Genomic DNA, 25,887 nt, shown 5'->3' with positions numbered 1-25,887 from the left:
TGCATGTAACAGCGTACTTCCTCGGGGCAAGGTTGGAAACAACTTGGCCAAATAGTAACCTACCTCCCCAGCTTGAAAAATACAAATAATATACTCCAATCCCATGTCGACCATGTCTTGGGAGTAACCGTAAGTAAAAAATCTCGGGCGTGAGGATAGCCTATTACGGTTTGGCTACATGCGGATAAGACTTTTATGTTCTCCTTGATTCCTAATTAAGTGATCTTACTATTTTATCGAGTTGCTGATCAATTTCATCTTGAATAGCAAATAGCCACTCATCATAAAAGTCAATGAACATTCTTTCTTTATATTGGCTCATCAGTTCGATGAAAATTGACTTTTTCCTTTCAAGGTCCTTCTCTAGAACACATCCGTAAAGTAATTGCATATAATTTAGTAAGTCGAAAGATATATCGCCTACTAAGCTAATGTTTTCACGACCAATACTGAGATGACAATCAAGTCCGTGATTTTGTAAGATACTTTTAAGATGATTTAATGCTACACGTAGATTATTTTTCGCACTAACTAGATCAATTTCTCCCCAAAACTCATTAAGTAATGCTTCCCTAGAAGCAGAATTATGATAGGCCAAATAAGCTAGCAAGTTTTTAGCTTTTCGCTGATTCCACTTATCGGTAATTTCTTTTCCTTGATATTTCACTGAAAACCCATTGATTATGTTTATATCCAAAGTATTGAAATTTTTGGAAATTAAGTAGTCGATATTTTTGATAAATTCTTGCTCGATTATATTAGTAAACGAATTGGATAAACCGTTTTTAATAAAATTCGATACAAGTGTAGTGAATGTATATGGATTATCCAGTGGTACAAGGTTAGATGCATTTGGAACAACATAGCTTGCTGATTTATTCAGGCATGTTTGATATAAGTTGGTTTGCTGAATAGGAAATAGTGGATCCTTCTCTCCTTGAATTAATAAAACCTCTCGATCAATATTCTTTAATTCCTCTAACGAAACCGTTTTGGTTAGCATTTCAAAGAAATTAAAATAGGTTCGTTGATCAACTTTACTATAGGCTTTCATTAATAAATATTCTTTCTCTGGTGTGAGATTGTGACAGATTTTATGGATTAAGTTTTTAGCTAGTTCAGATAGTTTTCCATCTGTAACCAATTGCTTTCTTTTTTGAAGCTGCTTTGCTGTCACTTCTTTTGGAAAATACATATAAACAGATGTCAGAATAAGCTTATCTACCTTCTCAGGGTATTGTTCTAAATATTTTATTGCGAGATTCCCACCGATTCCCAATCCTACTGCGTGAAACTTAGGAATATTGAATGTAGTAATGAGTGCATGTAAATCTTTTACGAGTGCATCCCAAGTAATCACGGATGTATCTGCCTTTGTTTTACCGTGCCCTCTCATATCAAATGTGATAATGTTAAAATGATCTTGGAGATATGGTATAATTGGTTCCCACATCGTTAAATCTAGTCCCAACCCATGCAACAACAGGATATATTCGGATTGCTCACTACGTGTGTTATATAATTGATAATGAATCTGAATATGATCTATTTCCAATTGCATATATATGTGATTCCCCTATAAATAATAATAAGATATGTGGTAATTATATTATACATAGGAAAATTTTACTATTGAATAACTTAGTAAAGTTAAGATTGGTTAGTCGCTTTTAGTGATAAATACAAGATAGGATGGTGTTTACGTTGTATGTTACCATACCAGAGCTAGCAGAATATTTATCCATGAATGAAGCGAAGGTGAAGTCTTTAGTTCTACAAGGAAAAATTCGTGCCATACATGATGGAGAACAGTTCCTAGTAAACAAAACGCAGTTCACTACTCATTTAGAACAAGTGGAAAAATATAGACTGATGATTCAAGAATACTTGAATACCCCTATCCCGGAAGATGTGGATGTAAAAGATGAAGACTAGGAGAATGGTTGAATGTCACAAAATAGAAAAAATGCGAAGCCTACGAGAAGTGGTACACTTAATTTTAAAGTAAATGAACCAAGTGAATTATTGGCCTTTTTATTGCAGAAGATGGATAGTAGGAGTAGAAACTCTGTAAAATCTATTCTAACACGGGGACAAGTAAAGGTAGATGACCATATCGAAACAAAGCATAACTACCCCCTTCAACCCGGGCAAGTTGTTAGTGTACTAAAAAATAAAGTAGCGGTGAAGGAAAGTACATTAATCGGGATGAAAATACTATTTGAGGATAATTCGATTATTGTCATTGAGAAGGATGCAGGATTATTGTCTATCGCTACAGAAACAGAAAAGAAGAACACGGCGTTACATCAGCTAATGGATTATGTAAAACGTAGTGATCCAAGAAATCGTGTATTTGTTGTTCATCGTCTCGATAAGGAAACTTCTGGTGTTATGATGTTTGCCAAAAGTGAGAAAGTAAAACGAAAGCTCCAGGATAATTGGAAGGAACTCGTTCAAGAGCGTACTTATGTGGCGCTAGTAGAAGGGGAATTAAAGCAGCCAGAAGGAACTGTGAAATCCTGGTTGAAAGAAAGTAAAACTCATAAAATGTACTCTGTTCAAGATAAGGATGGACAATTTGCCATTACACATTTTCGAAAAATCCAATCGAATGACCAATTTAGCTTAGTCGAGGTAAACCTAGAAACAGGTAGAAAAAATCAAATACGTGTTCATTTAAGCGACATTGGACATCCCATCGTTGGAGATAAGAAATATGGAGCAAAAACGAATGAAATAGGTCGATTAGGTCTTCATGCCAAAATACTGTCCTTTCATCATCCAGTGACAGGACAGCTCATGCTATTTAGATCAGATATGCCGAAGTCGTTTTTGACAAAATCGAGGTAATCCTAAAAAGGCCAAAGGCACCACATTATGTTAGTGGTGCCTTTTCAATTACTCTTCCATTTTGTCCTTCCGTTGTTTCTGCATACTTTAACGAATTAATAATAGCTTCTTCGATTGCTTCAGCTACAGCTTGGAATAATTGATTCATTGCTTGGTCATCGTCACGTAAGTATGTGATAGACTCCAGGTGACCATTGACATTATGAGCAGAGGGATTTGCTGTTGTAAAGGCTATTGCGATATCTCCGCTCCCATTATCCATATGGCTGCCAACACGACCAAGTCCTGCAGCAGTACGCTTTGCGATTCGCTTTAATTGCCTGTCGTATAAAGGCGCATCTGTCGCAATAATCATCATAATAGATCCATCTGTTGAGTTAGGGTTTTTCTTCTTAGGGAAGTTTGCAAATAATGCATCTTGACTATCACCGAAGTTACTAAGAACGAGACAACCAACCGTGTATTTTTCATTGGACGCTGTAACGACTCGAGAAGCTGTACCAATACCACCTTTATACCCAAAACAAATCATGCCTTTTCCTGCGCCGACAGCACCTTGTTGAACAGCACTACTGCTTGCATTTTCAATTGCTTCGATAGCATGATTCGGTCGGACAGCTTGAAGTCGCATTGAATTTAAGAAGCCGTCATTACATTCCCCAACGACCACATTTAATGTTCCGGCAGAGGTACCTATTTCTTTATTCTGTTGAAGCATATATGTAACAGTACCCTCCATGACAGGACCAACACTTAACGTATTGGTAAGCATAATAGGTGATTCAATAAAGCCTAGCTCTTCCACTTGGACAAGCCCACTTGTTTTTCCGTAGCCATTAACGACATGGCAGCCAGCCCGTACCTTTTCATAGAAGAGATTGCCTGAATGTGGTAGGATAGCGGTGACACCGGTACAGATGGTTTGTTCTTGATTCACTTTTTCGTATAATGTTTTATGTCCTACTTGTACACCCTCAACATCTGTTATACAGTTCTTTTTCCCCTTTTGTAGTACCATTGAAATTCCCCCATTATAAACGTGTTACTTATATTATGTACGAAATAACCTGGATAATCACGTGGATTCTTCAGAGCTTGTTTGATTGAGAAAATAAGATAGTGTTCTGGAGCTCGAACTACACCGAACAAATGGTAAAATAACCTGTGGTAATGTAAACTTATAAATAGGTTTTTAACAGGGGGAAATGAATATGAAACCATTAATTTACCAAATCTTGATTATCGCCATCATTTGGGTTGGAATGGTGTTTTTCGTTCAGGATATGGACCAAATGAGTAAAATGATTTTCTATTTAGTAACATCCTGGCTACTATTATTAGTTGTACTGTTAGTAAAGGAACTGATTCGTAATAGAAAAAAATCAAATTAATCTTTGAAAGGCAAGAAAGGACTCCTGCTATGCTAACGATTGAAAATATATATAAATCTTATGGTGATAAGGTTTTATTTGAAAATATATCTTATACGATTACAGATCATGATCGTATAGGATTAATTGGTGTAAACGGTACAGGAAAATCTAGTTTTCTAAAAGTAATTGCAGGTCTGGATTCACCAGATGCTGGATCAATTCAATATCCTAAGGATTACCGGATTGAGTACTTACCACAAGAAGCGGAATTAGACCCGAATTTATCCGTTATCGAACAAATTTACTATGGTGAAGCTGCCATTATGAAGGTGATGCGTGAGTACGAGAAGGCGCTACAGAAGTTAGAACTAGATCCAGAGAATACGAAAGTTCAGGAAGCACTAATGCGAGTCCAGCAAAGGATGGATGAATTAGAGGCTTGGGAGGCTAATACAACAGCGAAAACGATTTTAACGAAGCTTGGTATTACTGATTTTAATAAAAAGGTTACCGAATTATCCGGTGGCCAACGTAAACGGATTGCGATAGCCAAAGCGTTAATTCAACCAGCTGACTTATTGATTCTGGACGAGCCAACCAACCATCTCGATAATGAAACAGTAGAATGGTTAGAGAAATACTTGCAGAGCTTTAAGGGAGCGCTTTTACTCGTTACCCATGATCGATACTTCTTAAATCGTGTAACCAATAAAATAATAGAGTTGGATAAGGGAAATCTGTATTCGTATGAAGGAAATTATGAGATTTTCTTAGAGAAAAAGGCAGAGAGAGAAGAATTAGAGCGAAGTAATCAACAAAAGCATGCTAATATTCTAAAGCGTGAATTAGCTTGGTTAAAAGCCGGGGTTAAAGCACGTACAACAAAGCAAAAAGCTAGAATCGATCGTGTTCATGAAATGAAGGAAAAGACCTTTCATACGGATCAAAACAGTATTGAGTTCCAGGTAGGTTCTACTCGATTAGGTAAAAAGGTAATCGAGTTAATGGATATAGCTAAATCAATCGAAGGAAAACAGCTAATACAGCATTTTAGCCAGCTTATTATTCCGGGTGACCGTATCGGTATTATTGGGCCAAATGGTTCAGGGAAGACAACTCTTTTAAATATGATGGCCAAGCGCTTGTTACCAGATCATGGAGAAGTAATCATTGGTGATACGGTGAAAATTGGCTATTATACCCAAGGCGAGGAAGAACTAGACGGGGAGATGCGTGTAGTTGATTTTATAAAGGAAACAGCTGAAGTCATCCATACAATAGAAGGCGATGTCATAACGGCAGAACAGATGCTAGAACGCTTTCTATTCCCACGGTCTGAGCAATATAATTATATTCGCAAGCTATCCGGTGGGGAGAAGAGGCGCCTATATCTATTGAAGGTACTTATGACAGAGCCAAATGTTCTTTTTCTAGATGAACCGACAAACGACTTAGACATTCAAACATTAGGTGTTTTGGAAGAATATTTAGACCATTTTCCTGGCGTTGTTATAACAGTATCCCATGATCGGTATTTTCTCGATCGCGTCGTTGAAAAATTGCTAATCTTTGAAGGGAAAGGTAAAATAAGCCCGTTCTATGGTAACTACAGTGATTACTTGGAGAAGCATCAGGTAACCGTAAAAAGGGAAGTAAAAGAAACAAAAGCAGAACAGAAGCCAAAGCAAAAAAAGAAGCTTTCGTATATGGAACAAAAAGAATGGAACGAAATCGAGGATCAAATCGCAGCACTCGAAGAAAAGATTACCGAGCTAGAAGCAGGCATTGTAGAAGCTGGAAGTGATTCGGAGAAGGTCCAGAAACTATTTGCCGAACAGCAAAGAGTGGAAGAAGAACTGAACACGAAGATGGAACGCTGGGAAGAGCTATCCATTTTAGTAGAAGAATTTGAAAATAAGTAAAAAAGCCTAACAAGATAGAGTGTATATTCTATCCTATTTCCAAAAAGGGATGATCAAATTGAAGGAAATTTACAGCGACTTAATTCAATTCCGTGGCACGCATTATGATTTTGGTTATAAACAGGGTGAGATGCTAAAAGATTCTTTAATCATTGAAAATCGTAGACGAATTTGGAAAATACGGAGAGCTCATTTTATAATTTAAGAACAGGAAGTAAAGGAAGCCATCCTTCCATTTGCACCAGGTATTTGGGAAGAGCTACTCGGTTTACGTGATGCATTACAATGGGATATGCAAGAGGTACTACGTGAGTTTGGTGGATACCGACTACATTATCAGCGAAGTGGATGCTCTATTTTTACTGATTCAGATTATATGATACGCAATTATGATTACCATCCTAAAACATATGAAGGAAGGTATACGATTTTTTCACCGACCGATCAAGGCTATGCTGTCATTGGTCCTTCGCAAAGGATTACAGGAAGAATGGACGGAATGAATGAAAAAGGTCTAAGCCTTGGTTATAATTTCATGCATCGTAAGAAACCAGGCGACGGTTTTATTTGTAATATGATTGGCAGGATGGTTCTGGAAAATTGCGCAACAGTCGAAGAGGCAGTAGATATGTTGGAGGAAGTCCCACATCGTCATAGTTTCAGTTATATTGTATTAGATAAATCGGGAGAAACATTTATTGTGGAGGCGACACCACGGGGAACCGAGGTTCGAAGGTCGAATGTTTGTACGAACCATTTCGAAATCATGACACATGAAAATCGTCATCATTTAGTAGATTCCTATAAGCGAATGGATGCCATCGAAACACAGAAACACCATGTAACAAATGCCTATCAAGCTTTTCGAATGATGAATGATTCCGATAAAGGAGTATTTTCAAACCAATATAAAAACTGGTCTGGAACCATACATACTTCTGCTTATTTTCCAAAAGAATTAAAAGCCTGGTTTGCATTAGGTGGCGACCGTGAACCTATCATCTTTGATTTTGGAAAATGGTTAAATGGAGAGCAAATAAATTTAAAACGGATATTAGGGAAAGTGGATACTGACTTGCCATTCGTGCATATGGATAAGAATGTACGTTGAATTTGATGATAGTATGTTTAAATATTATAATGTGACAAAAGATAAGAATAGTTATTTTAAATTGTATTCATAATTTTAGGAGGAAAATCTGATGAAGCTTTTTCAGGTTCGGAAAGGTCAATTTGTTTTTTATCAAAATGAATTGCACAAAGTTTATACGGTAAAACCGATGTTTAAGAAGTCGGTCCATTTATATCGGCTAAAGGATATGAAACAAGTCCTAACAAGCGCTAATGAGATTACTTTATATAAGCCAAAGCATAATGATACATTTATTTTTTATGGAAAACGATACACGATTGACGAGAGTAGACGACCTAATCCTGGTGATTACATATTAATTACAAAGCCTGCACCAGATTTACTAGACCATTATTCGTTAAATTCTATTGAAAAAGTGGCTAGTGTGGAAGACGGTAATGTTGTGACAACTAGGGATAATGGTGTAAAACATAATGAATATGTTGTAATGGTTCCTGGTAAAGCGGATGCTAGTCAAGAAATTGCCTACTATGATAAAAGCTTAGTACCAGAGGAGCAGCAAATTCAAGATGAATCGATAACCTACCTAACCGATAGTGATGAGGATGTCGTAAAACCAGTTGTTGGGGATGTCTTTTTAGATGTTGAGCAAAATACGAAAGCAATGGTAGTCGCGATGACCGATACAGAGGTTATTTTTGGTCATGGAAAACGAGTTCATGTTACCGATTTATTTGATGAACAAAAATACAAAGTACTATTTCGAATTGAGGAGGATCTTTAAAGTTCTTTTGCTTTAAGGATCTTCTTTTTTAATTAAGAAGTTATTTAATTTAGAGTGCATACCGTAATAGTCATGTCAAGCTCAGGGCATTTGCTTCGAGCCCCTTATAGTGTTCATTTGCTTTTAGCTAGGGAAGTATCCATAACTTTTTCAACAGCATAAGAAAAATAGATCATTGAAGTATGCAATTTTACGACACAATGTTGTCCTCCTGAGCGGATGCTATAAGGCAATGAAATAATAGCTGAAGCATTAGAGGGTGACAAATTTAAGAAGAGATTGCCAACCCTCATAACAAGTATTGCATTTGCTTAAGCTGAATAACTTCTATAGAAAACAGGACCTCCCCAGTATATCTTTAATGTGTCCTAACAGGAGATATGAGATGAAGCTGAGAGGTATTTCCTACTGGTTCCAATATGACAGGGCGCATAGAGCCATTAAAACGAATACTTACCTCATCCTCTTTCATTTCTTTTAAAGCATCGATTACATAACTGCCATCGAGTGTAACATTTACTTGTTGCTCGCCACTTAATAGCCTAATCTTTTGTGTTTCTTCTATTTTTCCTACTTCTGTAGATTTAGAAGAGATTTTTAATAAGCTATGATTTATAGTTAGATGGACCGTATTGTTTTTCCTTTCACTGGCAAACAAGCAGGCTCTATCAATTCCTTGTAGTAATTGCTTGGTGTCCACAGTTATACTTGTTTTTGGTGACTGTGTAAGTAAATCTGTCATATCAGGATAATGACCCTGTATTAGTCTGGAATATAAAGTTAAGTTATCTGATTTAAACAAGATATAATCTTCAGATGCAATGATATCTAATATAGTATTGGAATGATATAACTTGGTTACCTCTTGTAAAGCGGCACTTGGTACGGTGAAGGATCCAGTTACATTCGACTCTATTCCGAGCTTACATAGTGCAAATCGGTGAGAATTAGTTGCCATACAGGTTAGTTCATTCTGTTTAAAAGATAGATTTACGCCAGTTAAGACTGGTTTTGTTTCGCTCCTAGAAACAGCAAAAACAGTTTTCTTAATTGCAGCTATTAATTTATCACTATAAATACTGATCCGGTTCGTTTGATTAATCGTTGGTAAAAGAGGATACTCTTCCGCACGTATTCCATTTAATCTAGTCATAATATCTTCAGACTGGATAGTGATGAAATGATTATCGAATAAGGTCACGCTTATATCGCTTGGTAATTTTTTGATTAATTCACGCAAATATTTTGCTGGAATTACTATACTACCAATGGAGTGAATCTCTAGCACCTTTACTCCATCAACGATTTGTGGAATCGTTCGTTGAATAATAATATCAGAATTGCTACCAGTAAGGATGATACAATCTGCTTTCGCTTCCATTTTTATACCAGTTAAAATTGGAATTGTAGCCTTTGAAGAAACCACATGACTAACTTCTGTAATTGCCTTGCTAAAATAAGTGTTATTAATGGTGAATTCCATTCGCGTAAATCCTCTCTATAGGTGCTCGATGGAGTACATTAGACATACGACTTAATGATAAAAGTGAAGCCCATGCATCGCTTTATAGCTTTGTTCGCACTTCCCATAATTCCGGAAAGAAATAATGATCTAACACCTTTTTTAAATAACCAACACCGGATGTTCCGCCGGTTCCTGTTTTATGCCCAATAATTCTTTCGACTGTTTTCATATGTCGGAATCGCCATTGTTGGAACCAGTCTTCAATGTCGACGAGTTTTTCTGCTAATTGATACAGGTTCCAATACGTATCTTTGTTACGATATACCTCTAGCCATGCATCAGCAACAGTTTGATCCTGTTGATATTTGCTGGAAAAATCACGTTCTAATATGCTTTGGTTAATGTGGAAGCCTTCTTTAGCCAATGCTTGTATGGATACGTCATATAGGCCAGGAGCCTCAAAGGCTGATTTTAGTCGATTATGTAAAACAGGATTCTTCTCATAGATTTTTACAATATGAGGTGTTTTATAGCCTAAAACAAATTCAACTAGACGGTACTGATAGGACTGAAAACCCGATGCATTGCCTAGAAATCCACGAAACTCCATATACTCAGCTGGTGTTAAGGTTGAGAGGACATCCCAGGCATGGATAATTTGAGTTTGGATTTTTGATACGCGGGCAAGCATCTTAAAAGCAGCTTGATATTCTCCGTTTCGTATAGCATTTGTTGCTGCCTCTATTTCATGGATCATCAACTTTAGCCAGAGCTCACTTACTTGGTGAATGACGATAAATAGCATCTCATCATGATGATTAGAAAGTCGTTTCTGACTGTCTAGTAATGTTTCGAGCTGTAAGTAGTCACCATAAGTCATTTTTTCTTTAAAATCTGTATATGCTCCAGAGTCATCTGAATAAAGGTCCCAAATGTAGTCTTCACGCATTCGTCATTTCCCCCTTGATAGGACGTATTACCGCTCTTACTGGACTACCATCGGCCCCAGCGATACGTAGTGGTAGGGCAATCAATTCATATAAGCCTGGGGACACATCATCAAGCATAAGATTTTCTAGTATATGGATGCCATGTTTATGGAGAGCATGGTGTGTATCTAAGCTCTTACTAGTTATTGGATCCACAGAAGGCATATCAATTCCGAGTAATAGGACACCCTTACTTGCTAAGTAGGCTGCGATACTTGGATCTAATAACGGGATTTCTTCAGGGAAGTGCTTTGGATTATTCGGTAAAGAAGTGTGTAGTAATAAACGTTCTACTCCTTCTAAATTATAGTCCCGTAATACTTCTGGGGTAATGGTATGAAAGGAACTTACATCGATTACTTTTGCTTTTCCTATATACGTCTCAATCGGAATTTGTTCAATAGTGATTCCATCATTGTCGAAATGAAATGGAGAATCAACATGAGTCCCCATGTGAACACTTGTCGTAATTTTTCCGACATTAGCAGATCCGGTTTGTTCCTTCGTTGCGGCAACCTCATATGTAAAAGGGCGATCCCCTGGCCAGTGAGCCATATCGTTTGTAAGTGTTTGTGTGATATCAATCCATTTTGTCATCACGCGATAACTCCTCTAGTATTCTCGTATTTTTTATATTTTTGGTCTCGCATAATTTGTTTGAGCACTTCAACCGTCTGCCAAACTTTCTCAAATGTATTATATAAGGCGACTGGCGCGAGACGGATGCCATTAGGGCTTCGGAAATCGGGAATAATTCCAGCATCCTTTAGTGCTTTACAGATACTAGTAGCATTCGGATGGGTTACATATACATGTCCCCCACGAGATAGATGCTCCTTAGGAGAAGCGATTTTAAACCCAAATTCGCTTAACTCCATCTCCATTAATGCCATGAGATAATCTGTTAATGCTAGGGACTTTTGACGAATAGCTTGGATACCAGCCTCCTGGAAAATTTCAAGTGATCCAATTAATGGTGCCAAGCTTAACACATGTGGAGTACCAATCTGGTAGGCACCGGCAGTCGGGGCAGGTGTCAACTGATGCTCTAAATCAAATTGTTTATCCTTTTTCGAGCTGAACCAGCCAGATAATCCAGGTTCATTTCCTAAATGCTTCTCGTTTACATAGATACCAGCTACACTTCCAGGTCCACCGTTTAAATGTTTATACGTACACCAAAAAGCAAAATCAACGTTCCATTCTGATAAATAGTGCGGGATGGAGCCAATGGAGTGGCAAAGGTCAAAACCGATTGGAATACCTCGCTCACACGCAGCTTCTGTTAAGGTCCGCATATCTAAAATTTGTCCACTACGCTATAGAACTCCCGGTAGGATAATCAGTGCAATATCATCGGTCATCGAAGCGATGATATCCTCTGTAGTCAGAGTATGACCATCTCTACTTTTTACTTGTACTAAATGCTCATCAGGAGAAAATCCTTTTAGTTTAAGCTGGCTTTTGATGGCATAGATATCAGAGGGGAAATTTAATTCATCTGCAAGGATTTTCGTTTTCTTTCCCTCAGGCTTATAAAAACTAGCTAGGAGCTGATGCAGATTGGTAGTAGTTGACCCGGTTGCAATTAACTCATCCGGTTTAGCACCAACCAGCGGAGCAAATGCTTCTCCTACTTTCTCCGATAAATAGAACCAAGGATGCTCACCGATTGTCCAGCCATCAATAGCATCATTTTTCCAAGCATCAAGAATGGAAAGAACTGCCTGTTCCGAGCGTTTGGAGAGATGACCTAAGGAATTTCCGTCTAAATAAATTTTATCTTTCGTAACATAGAATTCTTTTCGAAACTTTTGCAGTGGATCTTGATGATCTAAAGTAATAGCATATTGTCTACTAGTATCCAAAATAATCACCTCTGTTTTTAAGCGCTTACTTTTATTGTAACAAAAATATTTCGTTTTTTGATAATAATTGAAAATTTTAATTAATACGATTATACTGATACCAGATATATGAAATGGCATTTCGCATGTTGAAACGGAAGGATGGGTAGAACCATGTATGTGTCCAAGAAGGTAAAGGATTTGCCACCATATCTATTTTCCAGATTTCAAAAAAGGAAAGAAGCGTTGAAGGCACAGGGCGTGGATGTTATTGACTTAGGAATTGGTGCACCAGACTTACCAACACCGAAGTTTATTATTGATAAACTCTGTGAGGAAGTGCAAAATCCGTCTAATCACCGATACTCCCCCTATGATGGAAGTAAAGAATTTCGTGAGGCTGTTGCTTACTTTTATCAGAACCACTATGGGGTAGAGTTGGACCCAGACACCGAAGTATTAGCATTAATTGGCTCCAAAGAAGGCATTGCCAATCTTATGCAGGCTACCATTAATCCTGGCGATAGGGTGCTTATTCCAGACCCAGGGTATCCCGTTTATCAGACAGCAGTCCATTTAGCTGGTGGGCGTAGTACATATCTGCCGTTAGATGTAGACAATGGCTATGTACCAATGTTTGACCGATTGTTAGCGGAGGATATACGAGAAGCAAAGCTGATGTTTTTAAACTACCCAGGTAATCCAACAGCGGCAACAGTCGAATTAGATACTTTTATGGAAGCGGTTGCATTTGGTGAGAAGAATCAAATAGCGGTCATTCATGATGCTGCCTACGATTTAGTAACCTTTGATGGATATAAGTCACCAAGCATTCTTCAAGTCCCTAAGGCGAAAGAGGTAGCAATTGAATTCGGTTCTTTGTCGAAGAGCTTTAATATGACTGGCTGGCGAATTGGTTATGTTGTAGGGAATAAGGAATTGATCAAAGCGCTTCACACGTATAAGAGCAATATCGATACTAGTCAATTCCTATCCATCCAAAAGGCGGCAGCACATGCATTAAAGAGTGACTTAGCGGATGTGAGAAAGCATAATGAAATCTTTAAAGAAAGAATGGAACGAATGTACAAAGGATTAACTGATGCAGGTTTTCAGCTAGATAAGCCTAGGGGGTCTATATTTGTTTGGCCAAAGATTCCACCAGGCAATTCATCAGAAGCGTTTGCTCACAAGCTATTGGAGGAGGCTGGAATTATCGTTACACCAGGAACTGCTTTTGGACCTTCTGGTGAAGGGTATATTCGGATTTCTCTATCGGTAGAATTGGAACGCATTGATGAAGTGATTAGGAGAATAAAGGAATTTATGAGTAAGGGCGTGAAACCGTCATGAGCATGGAATTAAAAACAAAGATGACTGCAGCACAAGCAATCGTAGAGTGTGTGAAAAGAGAAGGTATATCGAAAGTATTTTGTGTCCCTGGTGAAAGCTACCTGCCACTACTTGATGCACTTTATAGTGAGTCCTCAATAGAGCTTATTTCGGCAAGACATGAGGGTGGAGCATCCTTTATGGCGGAAGGGTATGCAAAGGCTGCCCATAAGCCGGGAATTGTCTTGGCTACAAGAGGAGTAGGTGCTGCTAATCTATCCATTGGTGTTCATACAGCATATCAGGATTCTACCCCGATGGTAGTTTTTCTTGGCCAGGTGCATCGTAAGTTTCGAGGTCGAGAAGGATTCCAGGAGGTAGACCTCGACCACTTCTTTAAACCAATTAGTAAATGGGCTGTTGAGATTAGCGATCCCGAAAGAATACCAGAACTTGTCGATCGAGCATTTCGAATTGCACAGTCAGGTCGACCTGGTCCCGTAGTTGTTTCCTTACCAGAGGACGTACTTCCTCAAGAAGTCGAGATGTCTTTTGGACCGAAAATAACAATACCAAAGCCCTCCCCTTCCAAAGAAGAAATGGTTTCAATCGAAAAGATTCTTAATAAAGCGGAAAAACCGCTCATTATTGCTGGGGGAGGGGTAAAGCTATCACAAGCAGAGACAGAGTTAGTAGATTTGGCGGAGGCGTGGCATATTCCAGTTGTAGCCTCGTTTAGACGACATGATGTGTTTCCAAATACGCATCCTTTATATGCGGGGCATCTTGGACTAGGAACCCCGAAGAAGGTAATACAAACGATTCAGGAAGCAGATGTGATTTTAGCATGTGGAACCAGACTTTCCGAGGTAACAACTCAAGACTATACCTTGTTATCCGCCAATCAGAAGCTCATCCATATTGACATCGAGCATGAGGTAATTGGAAAGGTATATCCACCTGACTTAGCCATAATAGCTGACATGAAAAAGGCAATCGAATCATTACGTATGGTAAATCTTAACCGCAGCTGGTCAGATTGGGCTAAGGAAAGTAATCAACGTTTTCGAGAGGTTAGCAGTTTAGTAGTTTCAGAGTCAGATGTTATTAATAAGCATATTATTCATGCAATGGTAGAAATGCTGGAATCAGATACCATCATAACAAATGATGCAGGCAACTTTGCAGGATGGTTACACGGCTTTTATCCTTTTTCGGAAAAGGATACGTATATAGGGCCGACTTCTGGGGCTATGGGATATGGTTTACCTGCTGCAATAGGGGCAAAGCTTGCATCACCGAGTAAGACAGTTGTATCACTTTCTGGTGATGGCGGGTTCATGATGACGTGTCAAGAACTGGAGACAGCGGTCCGAGAAAATATACCAGTAATTGCACTTGTGTTTAATAACAATAGTTATGGAACTATCCGAATGCATCAAGAGATGCACTATCCGACACGCGTTATTGGAACTGATTTAGGAAAAGTCTCGTTCTCCGCGCTAGCCAAAGCTGTGGGTGCACAAGGCTATACTGTATCGACCATCGAAGAATTTAAGAATGCGTTGATGCAAGCATTGAATAGTAATATGCCGTCGGTTATCGAAATAATAACCGACGTAGAGCAAATTTCAGTCACATCCACCATTTCGTCCATAAGGGAAAAATCCCTTAAGTCATAAATCAATGAAAATATTAGAGGAGGTTATGAAAATGGTAGAAGTAAAAACGAAGAAACTAGCAAACTATATTAATGGAGAATGGGTTGAGGTAGAGAAGACAACGCCAGTAATTAACCCGGCAACAGGGGAAGCAATACTTGATGTGCCATTATCAGACCAAGCAAGTGTTGATGCAGCCGTTCAAGCTGCTAAAAAGGCACAAAAAGAGTGGGCAATGATTCCAGCACCACAACGTGCGGAGGTATTATATCGAGTAGGTTATCTTCTAAAAGAAAGAAAAGAAGAAATCTCTCAGCTACTAACAATGGAAAATGGAAAGGTAATTGAGGAAGCACGAGGGGAAGTACAGGAAGGTATTGATATGGCATTTTATATGGCAGGTGAAGGGAGACGTCTATTTGGCCAAACCACTCCTGCAGAGCTGAAGGATAAGTTTGCTATGAGTGTGCGCGCTCCCATTGGAGTTGTCGGCATTATTACTCCTTGGAATTTTCCAATTGCGATAGCGACATGGAAGTCCTTTCCTGCGATAGTAGCTGGTAATGCTGTTGTATGGAAGCCTGCAACGGAAACCCCAATCATGGCATATGAACTAGCGAAGATTTTTGAAGAGGCAGGTCTACCTAAAGGTGTGATTAATGTCGTATTTGGAAGTGGTTCAGAGGTTGGAAATGCAATGGTGCATCATAAAGATATCCGAGTTATTTCCTTTACAGGCTCTAATGATGTGGGAAGAAATATTGCGGCAGAATGTGGACGTCAATTGAAAAAGGTTTCCTTAGAAATGGGTGGCAAGAACGCTGTAATCGTTATGGATGATGCAGATCTTGATTTAGCCGTTGAAGGGATTCTATGGAGTGCCTTTGGAACAAGCGGCCAACGTTGTACCGCATGTAGCCGTGTCATTGTTCATGAGGATGTGAAAGAGGCTTTAGAAGAGCGTTTATTAGTTGCGATGGAAACATTAACGATTGGTAATGGATTAGATGAATCCATCAAAGTTGGTCCAATTATTAATAAGGGTGGAATTGAAAAGATTAAGAAGTATATCGAGATTGGTAAAGAAGAAGGGGCTAAGCTTCTAGCAGGTGGTTATGAACTAACAGAAGGAGATCATGCATCTGGTAATTACTTTGCACCAACCTTATTTACCGATGCGACTGCTTCCATGCGCATTGCACAAGAAGAAATCTTTGGTCCTGTCGTTTCGTTAATTCCGGTTAAGAGCTTTGAAGAAGCGATAGAAGTGAATAATGGTGTGACATTTGGTCTGTCCAGCTCCATCTTTACTAGAGACGTAAACCGCGTATTCAAAGCACAACGCGATTTAGACACTGGCATAGTCTATGTCAATGCAGGAACAACCGGAGCAGAAATTCACCTACCATTTGGAGGAACGAAGGGAACAGGAAACGGCCATCGTGACTCCGGCGTCCAAGCGCTAGACGTCTTTACAGAGTGGAAATCCGTATACGTGGACTATAGCGGTAAATTACAAAGGGCACAAATTGATGTGGAGTAACCGATACGTTTAGCTAGGAGAAAGGTCCTCTTTTTATGAAGGAACTGATGCGAAGCGTTTTCTCTAAGCGAGTGGAGTTAAAGAACAGTATTGGTGGACTCACTGATGGACTATACGAGTTCACCAGCCACTCGCGAAATGATATAAAATACAACTTTTAAAAGAACATAAGGAGTGATCACATGAAAGTAGGAGTATTAGGATCAGGATTAATGGGAAAAGAAGCAGCACGAGATCTAGCAGCAAGTGAGCAAGTCACAGCTATTGGACTTGCAGATATTGACTTAGCACGTGCACAACATGTAGTAAATCAACTTAATTCACCAAAACTAACTGCCTTCCAAGTAGATGCATCCAATGAAACAGAACTAGCACAATTTATGCGTCAATACGACGTTATCATCAATGCCTTATTTTATTCCTTTAACGAGATTGTAGCCAAAACAGCAATCCAAGTTGGTGTGAACTCTGTAGACCTTGGAGGGCATATAGGTCACATAACGGATAAAGTGTTAGAGATGCATGATGATGCGGAGGTTGCAGGTGTAACGCTGATTCCTGATTTAGGTGTTGCTCCAGGAATGATTAATATCCTTTCCGGATATGGGGCAAGTAAATTAGATGAGGTAAAATCGATTCGATTATTTGTCGGTGGAATTCCAGTAAAGCCGGAACCACCACTAGAATATTTTCATGTGTTTTCCATGGAAGGGTTATTGGATCATTATACCGATCCATCTCTAATTATCCGTAACGGTTTGAAACAAGAAATCCCTTCCTTATCTGAAGTGGAACGACTTCATTTTGAAAAATTTGGTCCATTAGAAGCTTTCCATACTTCTGGTGGAACATCCACATTACCAATATCTTATCCTAATGTGGATACTTTAGAATATAAGACGATACGTTATCCAGGCCATGCGGAGAAGTTTAAGTTACTAGTTGATTTAAACCTTACTCGTAATGATTATGAGGTTGAATTACATGGTCAAAAAGTCAAGCCAAGAGAAGTATTACTAAAAGTGTTAGATCCTATTGTAGAGCTTGGGGATAGGGATGATGCGGTATTACTTCGTGTTGTCGTGTCTGGTATAAAGGACGGAGAAGAGACTACGTACGAATATGAAATGGCAACATTTAAAGATAGAGAGCATAACGTAACTGCAATGGCAAGAGCAACTGCCAATACGATTTCCGTTGTCGCGCAAATGATTGGAAGCGGAATAATCACCAGAAAAGGCGTCTACCCTCCAGAGAGAAGTGTACCAGGAGACATTTATATTAAGGAAATGGCAAAGCGTGATGTTCATATTAAAGAAACCGTAATAAAAGAAGACTCCAAGGTGAAAAGCTAATGAATATTAACCCTCTGTTTAGGCAGAGGGGAATTTTTCTAATTGTAGCTTGCAAGGAGAATTGAGATGAATCAAAGTGTCATAAAAGCACTAAAGCTATTAAATTTATTTGATGAGAAAAACTATGAATTGTCCTTAAAAGATATTGCTAACCGAGCCAATCTCCCTAAGCCTACTGCTTACCGGTTATTGTCAGCATTAGAAGCAATGAATTATGTTTATAAAATAAAAGAGAATGAACACGATAGCCGTTATCGATTAGGGTTAAAGTTGCTAGAGCTCGGACAATTAGTTTCTGACCAATTGGAGGTCAGAAGAATTGCTTATCCTTATATGGAGAAGCTTGCTTATGATATTCAAGAGGCAGTTCATCTTGTCGTGCTAAATCATCAAGAGGCAACGTATATAGAAAAGGTAGAAAGTAATAAAGCGATTCGGCTCTATACACGGATTGGTAAGAGCTCACCACTTTATATTGGATCTGGCCCGAAGCTATTATTAGCACATATTCCAGAACAGAAGCAAGAAGAAATCTTAAATCTTGCCGGTACTACCATTAATCGAGAAAAAATGGAAAAAGAACTAAGACGTATTCGAACGGAAGGATATTCCTATAGTATTGGGGAGCAGGATGAGAATACGACTGGAATATCTTATCCGATTTATGACTATCGGAATAATGTAATTGCTGCACTTACAGTGAGTGGTCTATCCACTTATTTTGAAGGAGATAATTTACAACAAATAAAAACCAAAACAGAAGAAACAGCCGCACGAATATCTAGAAAACTAGGATTTCGAGGCTTTGTCCAAGGAGTTGTTGATTCAACATGAATACCGTTTTTATTGCAGGGCATGCTAGATTACCATCCGGTATGGCTGCACAAAATATGTTTGAAACCTTAACCATCACCGCGGAAATTGACCGGAAATATGGTGTAATTGTTGCAGCAAGTTGTACCCTGGCAACTGAGCATGGTCGTGACTTTGTGCAATATTTATTGCGGGGCTACAGTCTGCAAGATGGTATCGATGAACCAATTCAAACAGTAAAACGACATTATATGGGGAAAGCGGGAAATGCCATTGTTTCGGCTTTGAAAGATTTGCATAAGCAGTATGAGTTATATTTAGAAAAGAAAAAAAGTGCCTCGTTATAAAGCTGTTATTCTATTGAACGCATATTTGTCTATGCGTTTTTCTTTGTTTAAAAATTTCCATTAGTCTATTAAATGTGTAGGGCGTTTGTTAGAATGGAGGTAATCTTAATATAACTATGTTGAAAGACAATGGGAGGAGGGATTTAACGATGAGAATCGTGGATACGTTTGACACATTTCCTGCTAATCCTTCAATAGAGAATCTACGAGCATACTACGATACGTATCATAAAATTTTTAACGCATACTTTCCAATTCATTGCAAAAACACGGATGAGCGATTACATCAAGCTATACTGAAGTATCGCACGGACTGGGATTCTATTACTTTAGTCCATGAACGTATTGCTAGTCTTATTGAAACTACGGTAGAAAAATATAAGAAAGTATATCAGCTTGAATTTCCAATTAGTGTAAATCTAATCATAGGTGCATATGGTTCTAATGCATACACCCATCGACAGATTATACCTGATATAACGTTTGCTATGGAGAGACTCACGTATGAGAAAGAGCCTCTTCAAGTCATTATTGCACACGAGTTTGGACATGCTGCTCATAATATTTTCTCGAATAACCATGAAATAGATTGGAAATCTGTCAATTGGAATCATCCGTATACTTGGTTATTACAAGAAGGAGCAGCAACACATTTTTCTAAGCAGATTGTTCCGGGCCTCGATGAGTCAATATATTTTTCCTATAAATATGGTGAAGATGATTGGCTTGAATTTGCTAAAGGGAATAAACAAGAGATAATTCAAACATTTATAAGAGACATGCATAGTGGAACAGCTAGTAATGAGATTTTTAAGGAATGGTTTTCGATTAATGGTGGTAATCATTTTGGTTTTAATCGACTCGGTTATTATATCGCAGATTGTATGTTTCAAGACTATATTCTGGAAAAAGGTGAATTACATACATTGTTACTTTGGAAAGAGAAACTTTTTATTGAGATAGTGGAGGCCTGGTTGTCTAATTATAAATAAAGATCGGGGGAAGCGGGTATGTCTTATTCATGGAAAACATGTCCAGCTAAGGTCAAGGACTTTGTCGATAACTTGCAATTAAGAATCAATGAGCGGATTGGAGAAAATGTTGTAGGTAGCTATCTTCATGGGTCTTTAGCAATGGGGGGATTTAATCCGAGTCAGAGTGATATTGATCTACTTTTTGTTACGAAGGACTCTCTAGCTATAGAAGAAAAGCGAGATTTAGCACGAATATTATTAGATCTATCTAATTTTCCTTATCCAGTGGAACTAAGTATTCTACATGCTGAGTCATTAAGAAGCTGGAACCATCCTTGTCCATTTGAATTTCACTATAGTGAATTCTGGCGAGGTCGCTATAAGGATGATTTGCATAAGCATACGTTTCATTATTTGAATGAAGAAAAGAAAGTAGATCCAGACTTAGCTGCACATATTACCATACTCCATCACCGTGGAATTTGTTTAAGAGGGGAGCCAATTGATAATGTATTCCCACCTGTACCAAAGTCTGACTATATTGCCTCGATCATGGGAGACTTTGAAGATTGTTTAGCGAATATAGAAGACGATCCGATTTATTGTACTTTGAACTTGCTAAGAGTGTACTGGTATTGGAAAGATGGAATCATCTCGTCAAAGCTAGAAGCAGGTCAATGGGCCCTATCCCATTTGCCAAAGAATTTACAGGATACCATACATAAAGTAGTAGCGTGTTATACGGGTGAAAAGAAGTTAGATAGGCTCACTTATGAAGAACTTTTTCTTCTATGCGATTTTATCAAAGGTGAAGTAGAAAATATGAGAGAAGGTAAGGGGTAAAATATATGCACTCCACACAGACGATGAGGTTGCAAGTAGCCATAGGGGTACTACATCAATGTGTCGAAAAGGAATTAAATAAAGCGGAATTAGTTATTACAGATTGGAAGATTAGTCCATTTTCTATTAAAAAGAAAAATTTTACGACGGCTGGACTATATCAAGTTCGGGGAAATGCTAAAAGTGGAGAGGTTGATTATCCATGGTCATTGTTTTTAAAAATTATTCAGCCAGAATCAGAGGAAAAGAATGATCAAGCGCACTTTAATTATTGGAAGAGAGAAGCATTGGTATATCAATCAGGGGTCTTAAACCATATTCCACCTCTTATCCAAGTTCCTCAATGTTATGTAGTAGAAGAAAAATCAGATTCAGAGATTTGGCTTTGGATGGAAGAAGTGAAAGAGAGTAATCTTGCTTCCTGGTCTATGGAGCAATTTTCCCTCATTGCCCATAAGATCGGATTATTCCATGGAGGGTACGCCACTGGGGAAATCCCCTTACCAAAAGAGGACTGGATTTGCCAGGAATGGTTAGCGTCGTGGGTTGCTGGCTGTGACCGATATGCACCAGACGCAAGTAGTTATTACCCAATAGTAAAAGGACGCTATAAATCGGTTGATAAAAAATGGAATTCTTACCTATCGTTAAGACAACATCAGAATCATTATTTTCACATATTAAAGACGCTGCCAAGAGTAGTTTCTCATCATGATTTAAGTAAACAAAATATGTATTTGAATAGAGAATTAACCGTAATTGATTGGCAGTATTTTAGTGTTTCTGGGCTAGGTGAGGATCTAGGAAAAATGTTTGGAGTTGCTATAAGCAATGATGATATACCAATCCATGAGGCTTGGTATTATCAAGAGCGGTTATTTGATGAATATTTAGAAGGACTAAGGCTGACGGGATGGAAGGGGAATCCTTTATTACCGAAACTTGGATTCTATCTCTCTGTCGCCTTCCGAAGTGCTTGGGAAATGCCTAAATTAATGAAACTACTTGCGAATAGCACTACAAATGATTTGGATGAGGTTATAGAAAAATATATGACGATAGTAGAAGTACAGATGAGATTAGCGGAAGAAGCGGATAGAATAATAGCGGAATTATAGAGGTGTCAACAATGGGATACATACAAAAAACTGGCTATAGTAGTTGACTATAGCCGATTTTTTAACGCACTTCCGAAAGAAGTCTCCCTCTTCAAGCGTGTGAAGGGCGTAGCCCAACGGTAAGGGGGAGATGAATTTCGGTTGGGCGACAGCCCAAAGGTTTTTTTATTTTATCTTTTTTCTCCATATGGTATAATCAGTCTTATTAAGTGTAAGGATTGATATAACAATGAAATTAGACGGAAACAATCATTCAGTATTCTTGATGTATTACCATCTTGTGTTAGTCGTGAAGTATCGAAGAAAAGTAATAGATGATACGATTTCGGATTATGCCAAAGATAAATTTGTGTCATTGAGTGAAAAATATAATATCACATTAGTTGAATGGAACCACGATATGGACCATGTTCATATTCTGTTCAAAGCACACCCTAACAGTGAATTGTCGAAATTCATCAATGCCTATAAAAGTGCCAGTTCAAGACTTATCAAGAAGGATTTTCCCCATGTTCGTAAAAAGTTATGGAAAGAAATGTTTTGGTCAAGAAGTTTTTGTTTGTTGACCACAGGTGGTTCACCTATAGAAGTGGTGAAAAAATATATTGAAAATCAAGGGATAAAGTGAGGTGATTTGATATAACTAAACAAAATAAAGCGTACAAGTTCAGAATATATCCAACAGATGAACAGGCTTTGATGATGCGCAAAACATTTGGTTGTGTTCGGTTTATCTATAATAAAATGTTAGCCGAACGTAAAGAAACGTATGAAAGCCTAAAAGATGATAAGGAAGCCTTGAAAAAGATAAAACATCCTACTCCTGCTAAATATAAAAAGGAATTTGAATGGCTAAAGGAAGTAGATTCTTTAGCGTTGGCAAACGCTCAACTAAACTTAGATAAGGCATATAAAGCCTTCTTCAAAGGTAATGCCAAGTTCCCAAAGTTCAAAAGTAAACGACACAAACAAAGCTACACAACGAATGTCGTAAACGGTAATATTCAATTGCTTGATGGTCATATTAAATTACCTAAACTGAAAAAGGTCAAAATCAAGCAACATCGAGAAATTCCTTCTGACCAAAAAATCAAATCTTGCACCCTATCTATGACCGCATCAGGAAAATACTATATTTCCATTTTGACAGAGTACGAAAAGAAAATGGAACGTAAAGAAATTGAAAAAATAGTTGGGTTAGATTTTGCGATGAATGGTTTATTTGTCGATAGTGAGGGTAAGAAAGCCAATTACCCTAAGTTTTATCGACAAATGCTTGAGAAATTAGCAAAAGAACAGCGTAAATTGTCTCGTAAGAAGAAAGGTTCTTCCAATTGGCATAAACAACGTATTCGAGTAGCTAAAATTCAAGAGAAAGTCGCCAATCAGCGCAAGAATTTCCTTCATCATCAATCAAAAGAATTAGTAACGAATTATGATGCGGTTGTGATTGAAGATTTGGATATGAAAGGCATGTCACAAGCGCTTAAATTTGGGAAAAGCGTAGCTGATAATGGTTGGGGAATGTTCACTTCTTTCTTGCAGTACAAACTAAATGAACAAGGGAAACAACTTATCAAAATAGATAAATGGTTTCCCTCTACAAAAACTTGCTCTAACTGTGGTTCTGTAAAAGAAATCAAATTATCAGAGCGCACTTATCGATGTGATTGTGGACTAAACCTTGATAGAGATTATAATTCAGCACTCAATATCAAAAAAGAAGGCATTCGCTTATTAGCAAGTGCCTAATGAAAATATAAACTCTTGGAACAAGAGGGTTAGCTTGGTCCATTTCGTCAGCTATCAAAAGTGGCGATTACCCAAGAAGCCCCCACTTCAAGCAACCCGTAAGGGGGGTAAGTGGTGGGAGTAGTTCACGTTAATCAATCGCAATCGAGATTAATTTTTCTTCTAAAAATTCACTCATACCATGATGGCCGCCTTCTTTACCGTTACCAGATTGCTTGATTCCACCAAATGGTGCTTCAGGAACAGAAGGGAAGACATCGTTCACACCGACCATGCCATATTCAAGTTTTTCAGCAACGCGCAATGTTCGACTAGTATTCTCAGTGAAAATATAAGCAGCTAAACCATAGTCTGTATTATTCGCCTTTTGGATAACTTCTGCTTCATCCGTAAAGGTTTGAATAGGGAAGAGAGGACCAAAGGTTTCTTCACGCATGACCTTCATGTCGTCGGTTGCGTTTTTAACAATGGTTGGTGGGCAGAAATAACCTTTTAGCTCTCCATCCCATTTATTGCCTCCTGCAACAATTTCAGCACCTTTCTCTAGCGCATCATGTAGATGACTTTCGACCTTTTCTCGTGCTTGTTCACTAATTAATGGACCTAGGTCCACACCCTCATCTAAACCATTTCCAACCTTCATTTTTTCAAGCTTTTCTTTTAATAAAGCAGTAAATTCGTCCGCAATAGACTCATGAACATATAAACGATTCGCACAAATACAAGTTTGCCCATTATTACGGAATTTACTTGCTAAGGATAGTGTAGTAGCTTTATCCAAATCCGCATCCTCAAACGCAATAATTGGTGCGTGTCCTCCAAGCTCTAGCGACACTTTTTTCACTTGATCTGCAGCTTCACGCATTAAGTATTTTCCGACCGCAGTAGAACCAGTAAACGTTATGAGTTTAACCTCTTTATTAGTAAGCATTTCTTTTCCAATTGCTTGAGCATCACCAGTAACTAGATTGACGACTCCAGCTGGCATTCCTGCTTCTTCAAAAATCTTTACAATTTCAATAGCAGACAGTGGTGTTTCAGGTGAGGGCTTTAACACAACTGTACATCCTGCAGCTAGTGCTGGACCTAATTTCCGAGTAATCATGGAAGATGGGAAGTTCCACGGTGTAATCGCTCCAACAACACCAATTGGCTTAGGTACTACTAGCATACGCTTCGTTTTAACCGATGAAGGAATCCATTCCCCGTAACCACGTGACGCCTCTTCAGCATACCAAAGTAAAAATCCTGCAGCACCTTTTACTTCTCCAATCGCTTCAGCTAATGGTTTACCTTGCTCTTTTGTTAAAATTTCACCAAGGCGCTTAGCATCTTTTCGCATCAACTCAGCAGCTTTGTACAATACACGAGAACGCTGTCTACCCGTCATTTCACTCCAAACTGGAAATGCATTCGAAGCAGCCTCAATTGCCTCTTTTGTTTCTTCCATACCGCCATAAGCTACCTCTGTAATCGGTTCTAATGTTGCTGGATTGTAAACGGTATGTGTCTTGGATGAATCAACTTCACGCCACTCACCATTAATGTAAATACTTTTGGTTAATGTAGAAATCATGTTATTCCTCCCCCATTATTAAAAATTCGCGACACCAATAGGGCAAATATAGCCCAGTTCAAATCTATTATAACATGGCAGGGTGTAAGAACACCCAATTCGGGCACCTGTTGGTTGATCAAGGTCACAAGTATACTGGTAATGGACACATGTAAATTGCTCAAGGTCGCAAGCGTATTGAAAATGGTCACATGTAAACTGATTAAGGTCGCAAGTGAACGGGAACAGGTCACAAGTAAACCGATTA

General features: G+C 38.4%; 22 protein-coding genes and 2 pseudogenes. 17 read left to right on the top strand and 7 right to left on the bottom strand.

Annotated elements, in window-relative coordinates:
• Window positions 1–211 precede the first annotated feature (211 nt).
• Window positions 212–1,561: an alpha/beta hydrolase gene (locus AAIB49_RS04310; RefSeq protein ID WP_339216872.1), complete on the bottom strand. Its 1,350-nt coding sequence runs from the start codon at window positions 1,559–1,561 to the stop codon at window positions 212–214.
• Window positions 1,562–1,704: 143 nt separating this feature from the next.
• On the opposite strand from AAIB49_RS04310, the gene AAIB49_RS04305 reads away from it, so the two are divergent.
• Window positions 1,705–1,935 (top strand): excisionase family DNA-binding protein, encoded by a 231-nt coding sequence (locus AAIB49_RS04305; RefSeq protein ID WP_343457307.1) that lies wholly within the window; start codon window positions 1,705–1,707, stop codon window positions 1,933–1,935.
• Window positions 1,936–1,947: 12 nt separating this feature from the next.
• Complete coding sequence (locus AAIB49_RS04300; protein ID WP_343457306.1) at window positions 1,948–2,853, top strand: RluA family pseudouridine synthase; 906 nt, start codon at window positions 1,948–1,950, stop codon at window positions 2,851–2,853.
• A 25-nt stretch (window positions 2,854–2,878) separates the two neighbouring features.
• On the opposite strand, the gene AAIB49_RS04295 is transcribed toward AAIB49_RS04300, so the two are convergent.
• The gene (locus tag AAIB49_RS04295; protein ID WP_339216867.1) at window positions 2,879–3,871 is read right to left on the bottom strand and encodes a DmpA family aminopeptidase; all 993 of its coding nucleotides are present in this window, start codon (window positions 3,869–3,871) and stop codon (window positions 2,879–2,881) included.
• 193 nt (window positions 3,872–4,064) lie between these two features.
• Here AAIB49_RS04295 and AAIB49_RS04290 point away from each other — a divergent pair, with 193 nt between their 5' ends.
• From AAIB49_RS04290 to AAIB49_RS04275, 4 genes and pseudogenes are all read left to right on the top strand, one after another.
• A complete protein-coding gene (locus tag AAIB49_RS04290) occupies window positions 4,065–4,244 on the top strand; it encodes a hypothetical protein (RefSeq protein WP_339216865.1) in 180 nt (59 codons plus the stop codon).
• Between the two features lie 29 nt (window positions 4,245–4,273).
• Window positions 4,274–6,148, top strand: coding sequence for an ABC-F family ATP-binding cassette domain-containing protein (locus AAIB49_RS04285; RefSeq protein ID WP_343457305.1), 1,875 nt, complete (start codon window positions 4,274–4,276; stop codon window positions 6,146–6,148).
• 58 nt (window positions 6,149–6,206) lie between these two features.
• A pseudogene (locus tag AAIB49_RS04280) lies at window positions 6,207–7,259 on the top strand (C45 family autoproteolytic acyltransferase/hydolase).
• A gap of 91 nt (window positions 7,260–7,350) precedes the next feature.
• Window positions 7,351–8,025 carry a hypothetical protein gene (locus AAIB49_RS04275; RefSeq protein WP_339216862.1) on the top strand — a complete coding sequence of 225 codons (675 nt, stop codon included), beginning with the start codon at window positions 7,351–7,353 and terminating at the stop codon, window positions 8,023–8,025.
• A gap of 358 nt (window positions 8,026–8,383) precedes the next feature.
• Here AAIB49_RS04275 and dnaN read toward each other — a convergent pair whose 3' ends face one another.
• The 4 genes and pseudogenes from dnaN to kynU all read right to left on the bottom strand — a co-directional run bounded on the left by dnaN (window position 8,384) and on the right by kynU (window position 12,347).
• Window positions 8,384–9,508, bottom strand: coding sequence for a DNA polymerase III subunit beta (gene dnaN, locus AAIB49_RS04270; RefSeq protein WP_339216860.1), 1,125 nt, complete (start codon window positions 9,506–9,508; stop codon window positions 8,384–8,386).
• An 82-nt stretch (window positions 9,509–9,590) separates the two neighbouring features.
• A complete protein-coding gene (kynA, locus tag AAIB49_RS04265; RefSeq protein ID WP_339216858.1) occupies window positions 9,591–10,439 on the bottom strand; it encodes a tryptophan 2,3-dioxygenase in 849 nt (282 codons plus the stop codon).
• Window positions 10,432–11,076, bottom strand: coding sequence for an arylformamidase (kynB, locus tag AAIB49_RS04260; RefSeq protein WP_339216857.1), 645 nt, complete (start codon window positions 11,074–11,076; stop codon window positions 10,432–10,434). Before kynB ends, kynA begins: the two co-directional genes overlap by 8 nt.
• Window positions 11,076–12,347: pseudogene (gene kynU / locus AAIB49_RS04255) on the bottom strand (kynureninase). The gene kynB and the pseudogene kynU overlap by 1 nt, the downstream one beginning before the upstream one ends.
• Before the next feature lie 153 nt (window positions 12,348–12,500).
• Between kynU and AAIB49_RS04250 the strand changes: the two are divergent.
• The 11 genes from AAIB49_RS04250 (at window position 12,501) to AAIB49_RS04200 (ending at window position 24,064) form a co-directional block, all read left to right on the top strand.
• The gene (locus tag AAIB49_RS04250; RefSeq protein ID WP_343457304.1) at window positions 12,501–13,679 is read left to right on the top strand and encodes an LL-diaminopimelate aminotransferase; all 1,179 of its coding nucleotides are present in this window, start codon (window positions 12,501–12,503) and stop codon (window positions 13,677–13,679) included.
• A complete protein-coding gene (locus tag AAIB49_RS04245) occupies window positions 13,676–15,340 on the top strand; it encodes a thiamine pyrophosphate-binding protein (RefSeq protein ID WP_343457303.1) in 1,665 nt (554 codons plus the stop codon). The genes AAIB49_RS04250 and AAIB49_RS04245 overlap by 4 nt, the downstream gene beginning before the upstream one ends.
• Window positions 15,341–15,371: 31 nt before the next feature.
• Window positions 15,372–16,862 carry an aldehyde dehydrogenase family protein gene (locus tag AAIB49_RS04240; RefSeq protein WP_445254522.1) on the top strand — a complete coding sequence of 497 codons (1,491 nt, stop codon included), beginning with the start codon at window positions 15,372–15,374 and terminating at the stop codon, window positions 16,860–16,862.
• A gap of 182 nt (window positions 16,863–17,044) precedes the next feature.
• Complete coding sequence (locus AAIB49_RS04235) at window positions 17,045–18,217, top strand: saccharopine dehydrogenase family protein (RefSeq protein WP_339216852.1); 1,173 nt, start codon at window positions 17,045–17,047, stop codon at window positions 18,215–18,217.
• A 66-nt stretch (window positions 18,218–18,283) separates the two neighbouring features.
• A complete protein-coding gene (locus AAIB49_RS04230; protein WP_339216851.1) occupies window positions 18,284–19,051 on the top strand; it encodes an IclR family transcriptional regulator in 768 nt (255 codons plus the stop codon).
• Window positions 19,048–19,377 (top strand): DUF3870 domain-containing protein, encoded by a 330-nt coding sequence (locus AAIB49_RS04225; protein ID WP_339216850.1) that lies wholly within the window; start codon window positions 19,048–19,050, stop codon window positions 19,375–19,377. The genes AAIB49_RS04230 and AAIB49_RS04225 overlap by 4 nt, the downstream gene beginning before the upstream one ends.
• Before the next feature lie 149 nt (window positions 19,378–19,526).
• On the top strand, window positions 19,527–20,369 hold the full coding sequence (locus AAIB49_RS04220; protein WP_339216849.1) for a hypothetical protein: 843 nt from the start codon (window positions 19,527–19,529) through the stop codon (window positions 20,367–20,369).
• Window positions 20,370–20,387: 18 nt separating this feature from the next.
• Complete coding sequence (locus AAIB49_RS04215; protein ID WP_343457302.1) at window positions 20,388–21,194, top strand: aminoglycoside adenylyltransferase domain-containing protein; 807 nt, start codon at window positions 20,388–20,390, stop codon at window positions 21,192–21,194.
• Window positions 21,195–21,199: 5 nt separating this feature from the next.
• Entirely contained in the window at window positions 21,200–22,312 is a 1,113-nt protein-coding gene (locus AAIB49_RS04210; RefSeq protein WP_343457301.1) for a protein kinase family protein, read from the top strand.
• 229 nt (window positions 22,313–22,541) lie between these two features.
• Window positions 22,542–22,940, top strand: a complete 399-nt coding sequence (gene tnpA / locus AAIB49_RS04205; RefSeq protein ID WP_339216846.1) for an IS200/IS605 family transposase — start codon at window positions 22,542–22,544, stop codon at window positions 22,938–22,940.
• A gap of 11 nt (window positions 22,941–22,951) precedes the next feature.
• On the top strand, window positions 22,952–24,064 hold the full coding sequence (locus AAIB49_RS04200; protein ID WP_339217842.1) for an RNA-guided endonuclease TnpB family protein: 1,113 nt from the start codon (window positions 22,952–22,954) through the stop codon (window positions 24,062–24,064).
• Between the two features lie 130 nt (window positions 24,065–24,194).
• Here the strand turns inward: AAIB49_RS04200 and AAIB49_RS04195 are convergent, their stop codons facing one another.
• Window positions 24,195–25,640, bottom strand: a complete 1,446-nt coding sequence (locus AAIB49_RS04195) for an NAD-dependent succinate-semialdehyde dehydrogenase (protein WP_339216844.1) — start codon at window positions 25,638–25,640, stop codon at window positions 24,195–24,197.
• Window positions 25,641–25,887 lie beyond the last annotated feature (247 nt).

This window comes from Ornithinibacillus proteolyticus, assembly GCF_039581225.1.
GTDB classification, from domain to species: Bacteria; Bacillota; Bacilli; order Bacillales; family Amphibacillaceae; genus Ornithinibacillus; species Ornithinibacillus massiliensis.
This window is presented reverse-complemented; position numbering and strand designations above follow the sequence as displayed.

Excerpts from the sequence above, each read along its gene's own strand:
- AAIB49_RS04310 (WP_339216872.1), bottom strand. The coding sequence starts at position 1,561 with ATGCAATTGGAAATAGATCATATTCAGATTCATTATCAATTATATAAC.
- AAIB49_RS04300 (WP_343457306.1), top strand. The coding sequence starts at position 1,948 with ATGTCACAAAATAGAAAAAATGCGAAGCCTACGAGAAGTGGTACACTT.
- AAIB49_RS04295 (WP_339216867.1), bottom strand. The coding sequence starts at position 3,871 with ATGGTACTACAAAAGGGGAAAAAGAACTGTATAACAGATGTTGAGGGT.
- AAIB49_RS04290 (WP_339216865.1), top strand. The coding sequence starts at position 4,065 with ATGAAACCATTAATTTACCAAATCTTGATTATCGCCATCATTTGGGTT.
- AAIB49_RS04285 (WP_343457305.1), top strand. The coding sequence starts at position 4,274 with ATGCTAACGATTGAAAATATATATAAATCTTATGGTGATAAGGTTTTA.
- AAIB49_RS04275 (WP_339216862.1), top strand. The coding sequence starts at position 7,351 with ATGAAGCTTTTTCAGGTTCGGAAAGGTCAATTTGTTTTTTATCAAAAT.
- dnaN (WP_339216860.1), bottom strand. The coding sequence starts at position 9,508 with ATGGAATTCACCATTAATAACACTTATTTTAGCAAGGCAATTACAGAA.
- kynA (WP_339216858.1), bottom strand. The coding sequence starts at position 10,439 with ATGCGTGAAGACTACATTTGGGACCTTTATTCAGATGACTCTGGAGCA.
- kynB (WP_339216857.1), bottom strand. The coding sequence starts at position 11,076 with ATGACAAAATGGATTGATATCACACAAACACTTACAAACGATATGGCT.
- AAIB49_RS04250 (WP_343457304.1), top strand. The coding sequence starts at position 12,501 with ATGTATGTGTCCAAGAAGGTAAAGGATTTGCCACCATATCTATTTTCC.
- AAIB49_RS04245 (WP_343457303.1), top strand. The coding sequence starts at position 13,676 with ATGAGCATGGAATTAAAAACAAAGATGACTGCAGCACAAGCAATCGTA.
- AAIB49_RS04240 (WP_445254522.1), top strand. The coding sequence starts at position 15,372 with ATGGTAGAAGTAAAAACGAAGAAACTAGCAAACTATATTAATGGAGAA.
- AAIB49_RS04235 (WP_339216852.1), top strand. The coding sequence starts at position 17,045 with ATGAAAGTAGGAGTATTAGGATCAGGATTAATGGGAAAAGAAGCAGCA.
- AAIB49_RS04230 (WP_339216851.1), top strand. The coding sequence starts at position 18,284 with ATGAATCAAAGTGTCATAAAAGCACTAAAGCTATTAAATTTATTTGAT.
- AAIB49_RS04225 (WP_339216850.1), top strand. The coding sequence starts at position 19,048 with ATGAATACCGTTTTTATTGCAGGGCATGCTAGATTACCATCCGGTATG.
- AAIB49_RS04220 (WP_339216849.1), top strand. The coding sequence starts at position 19,527 with ATGAGAATCGTGGATACGTTTGACACATTTCCTGCTAATCCTTCAATA.
- AAIB49_RS04215 (WP_343457302.1), top strand. The coding sequence starts at position 20,388 with ATGTCTTATTCATGGAAAACATGTCCAGCTAAGGTCAAGGACTTTGTC.
- AAIB49_RS04210 (WP_343457301.1), top strand. The coding sequence starts at position 21,200 with ATGCACTCCACACAGACGATGAGGTTGCAAGTAGCCATAGGGGTACTA.
- tnpA (WP_339216846.1), top strand. The coding sequence starts at position 22,542 with ATGAAATTAGACGGAAACAATCATTCAGTATTCTTGATGTATTACCAT.
- AAIB49_RS04195 (WP_339216844.1), bottom strand. The coding sequence starts at position 25,640 with ATGATTTCTACATTAACCAAAAGTATTTACATTAATGGTGAGTGGCGT.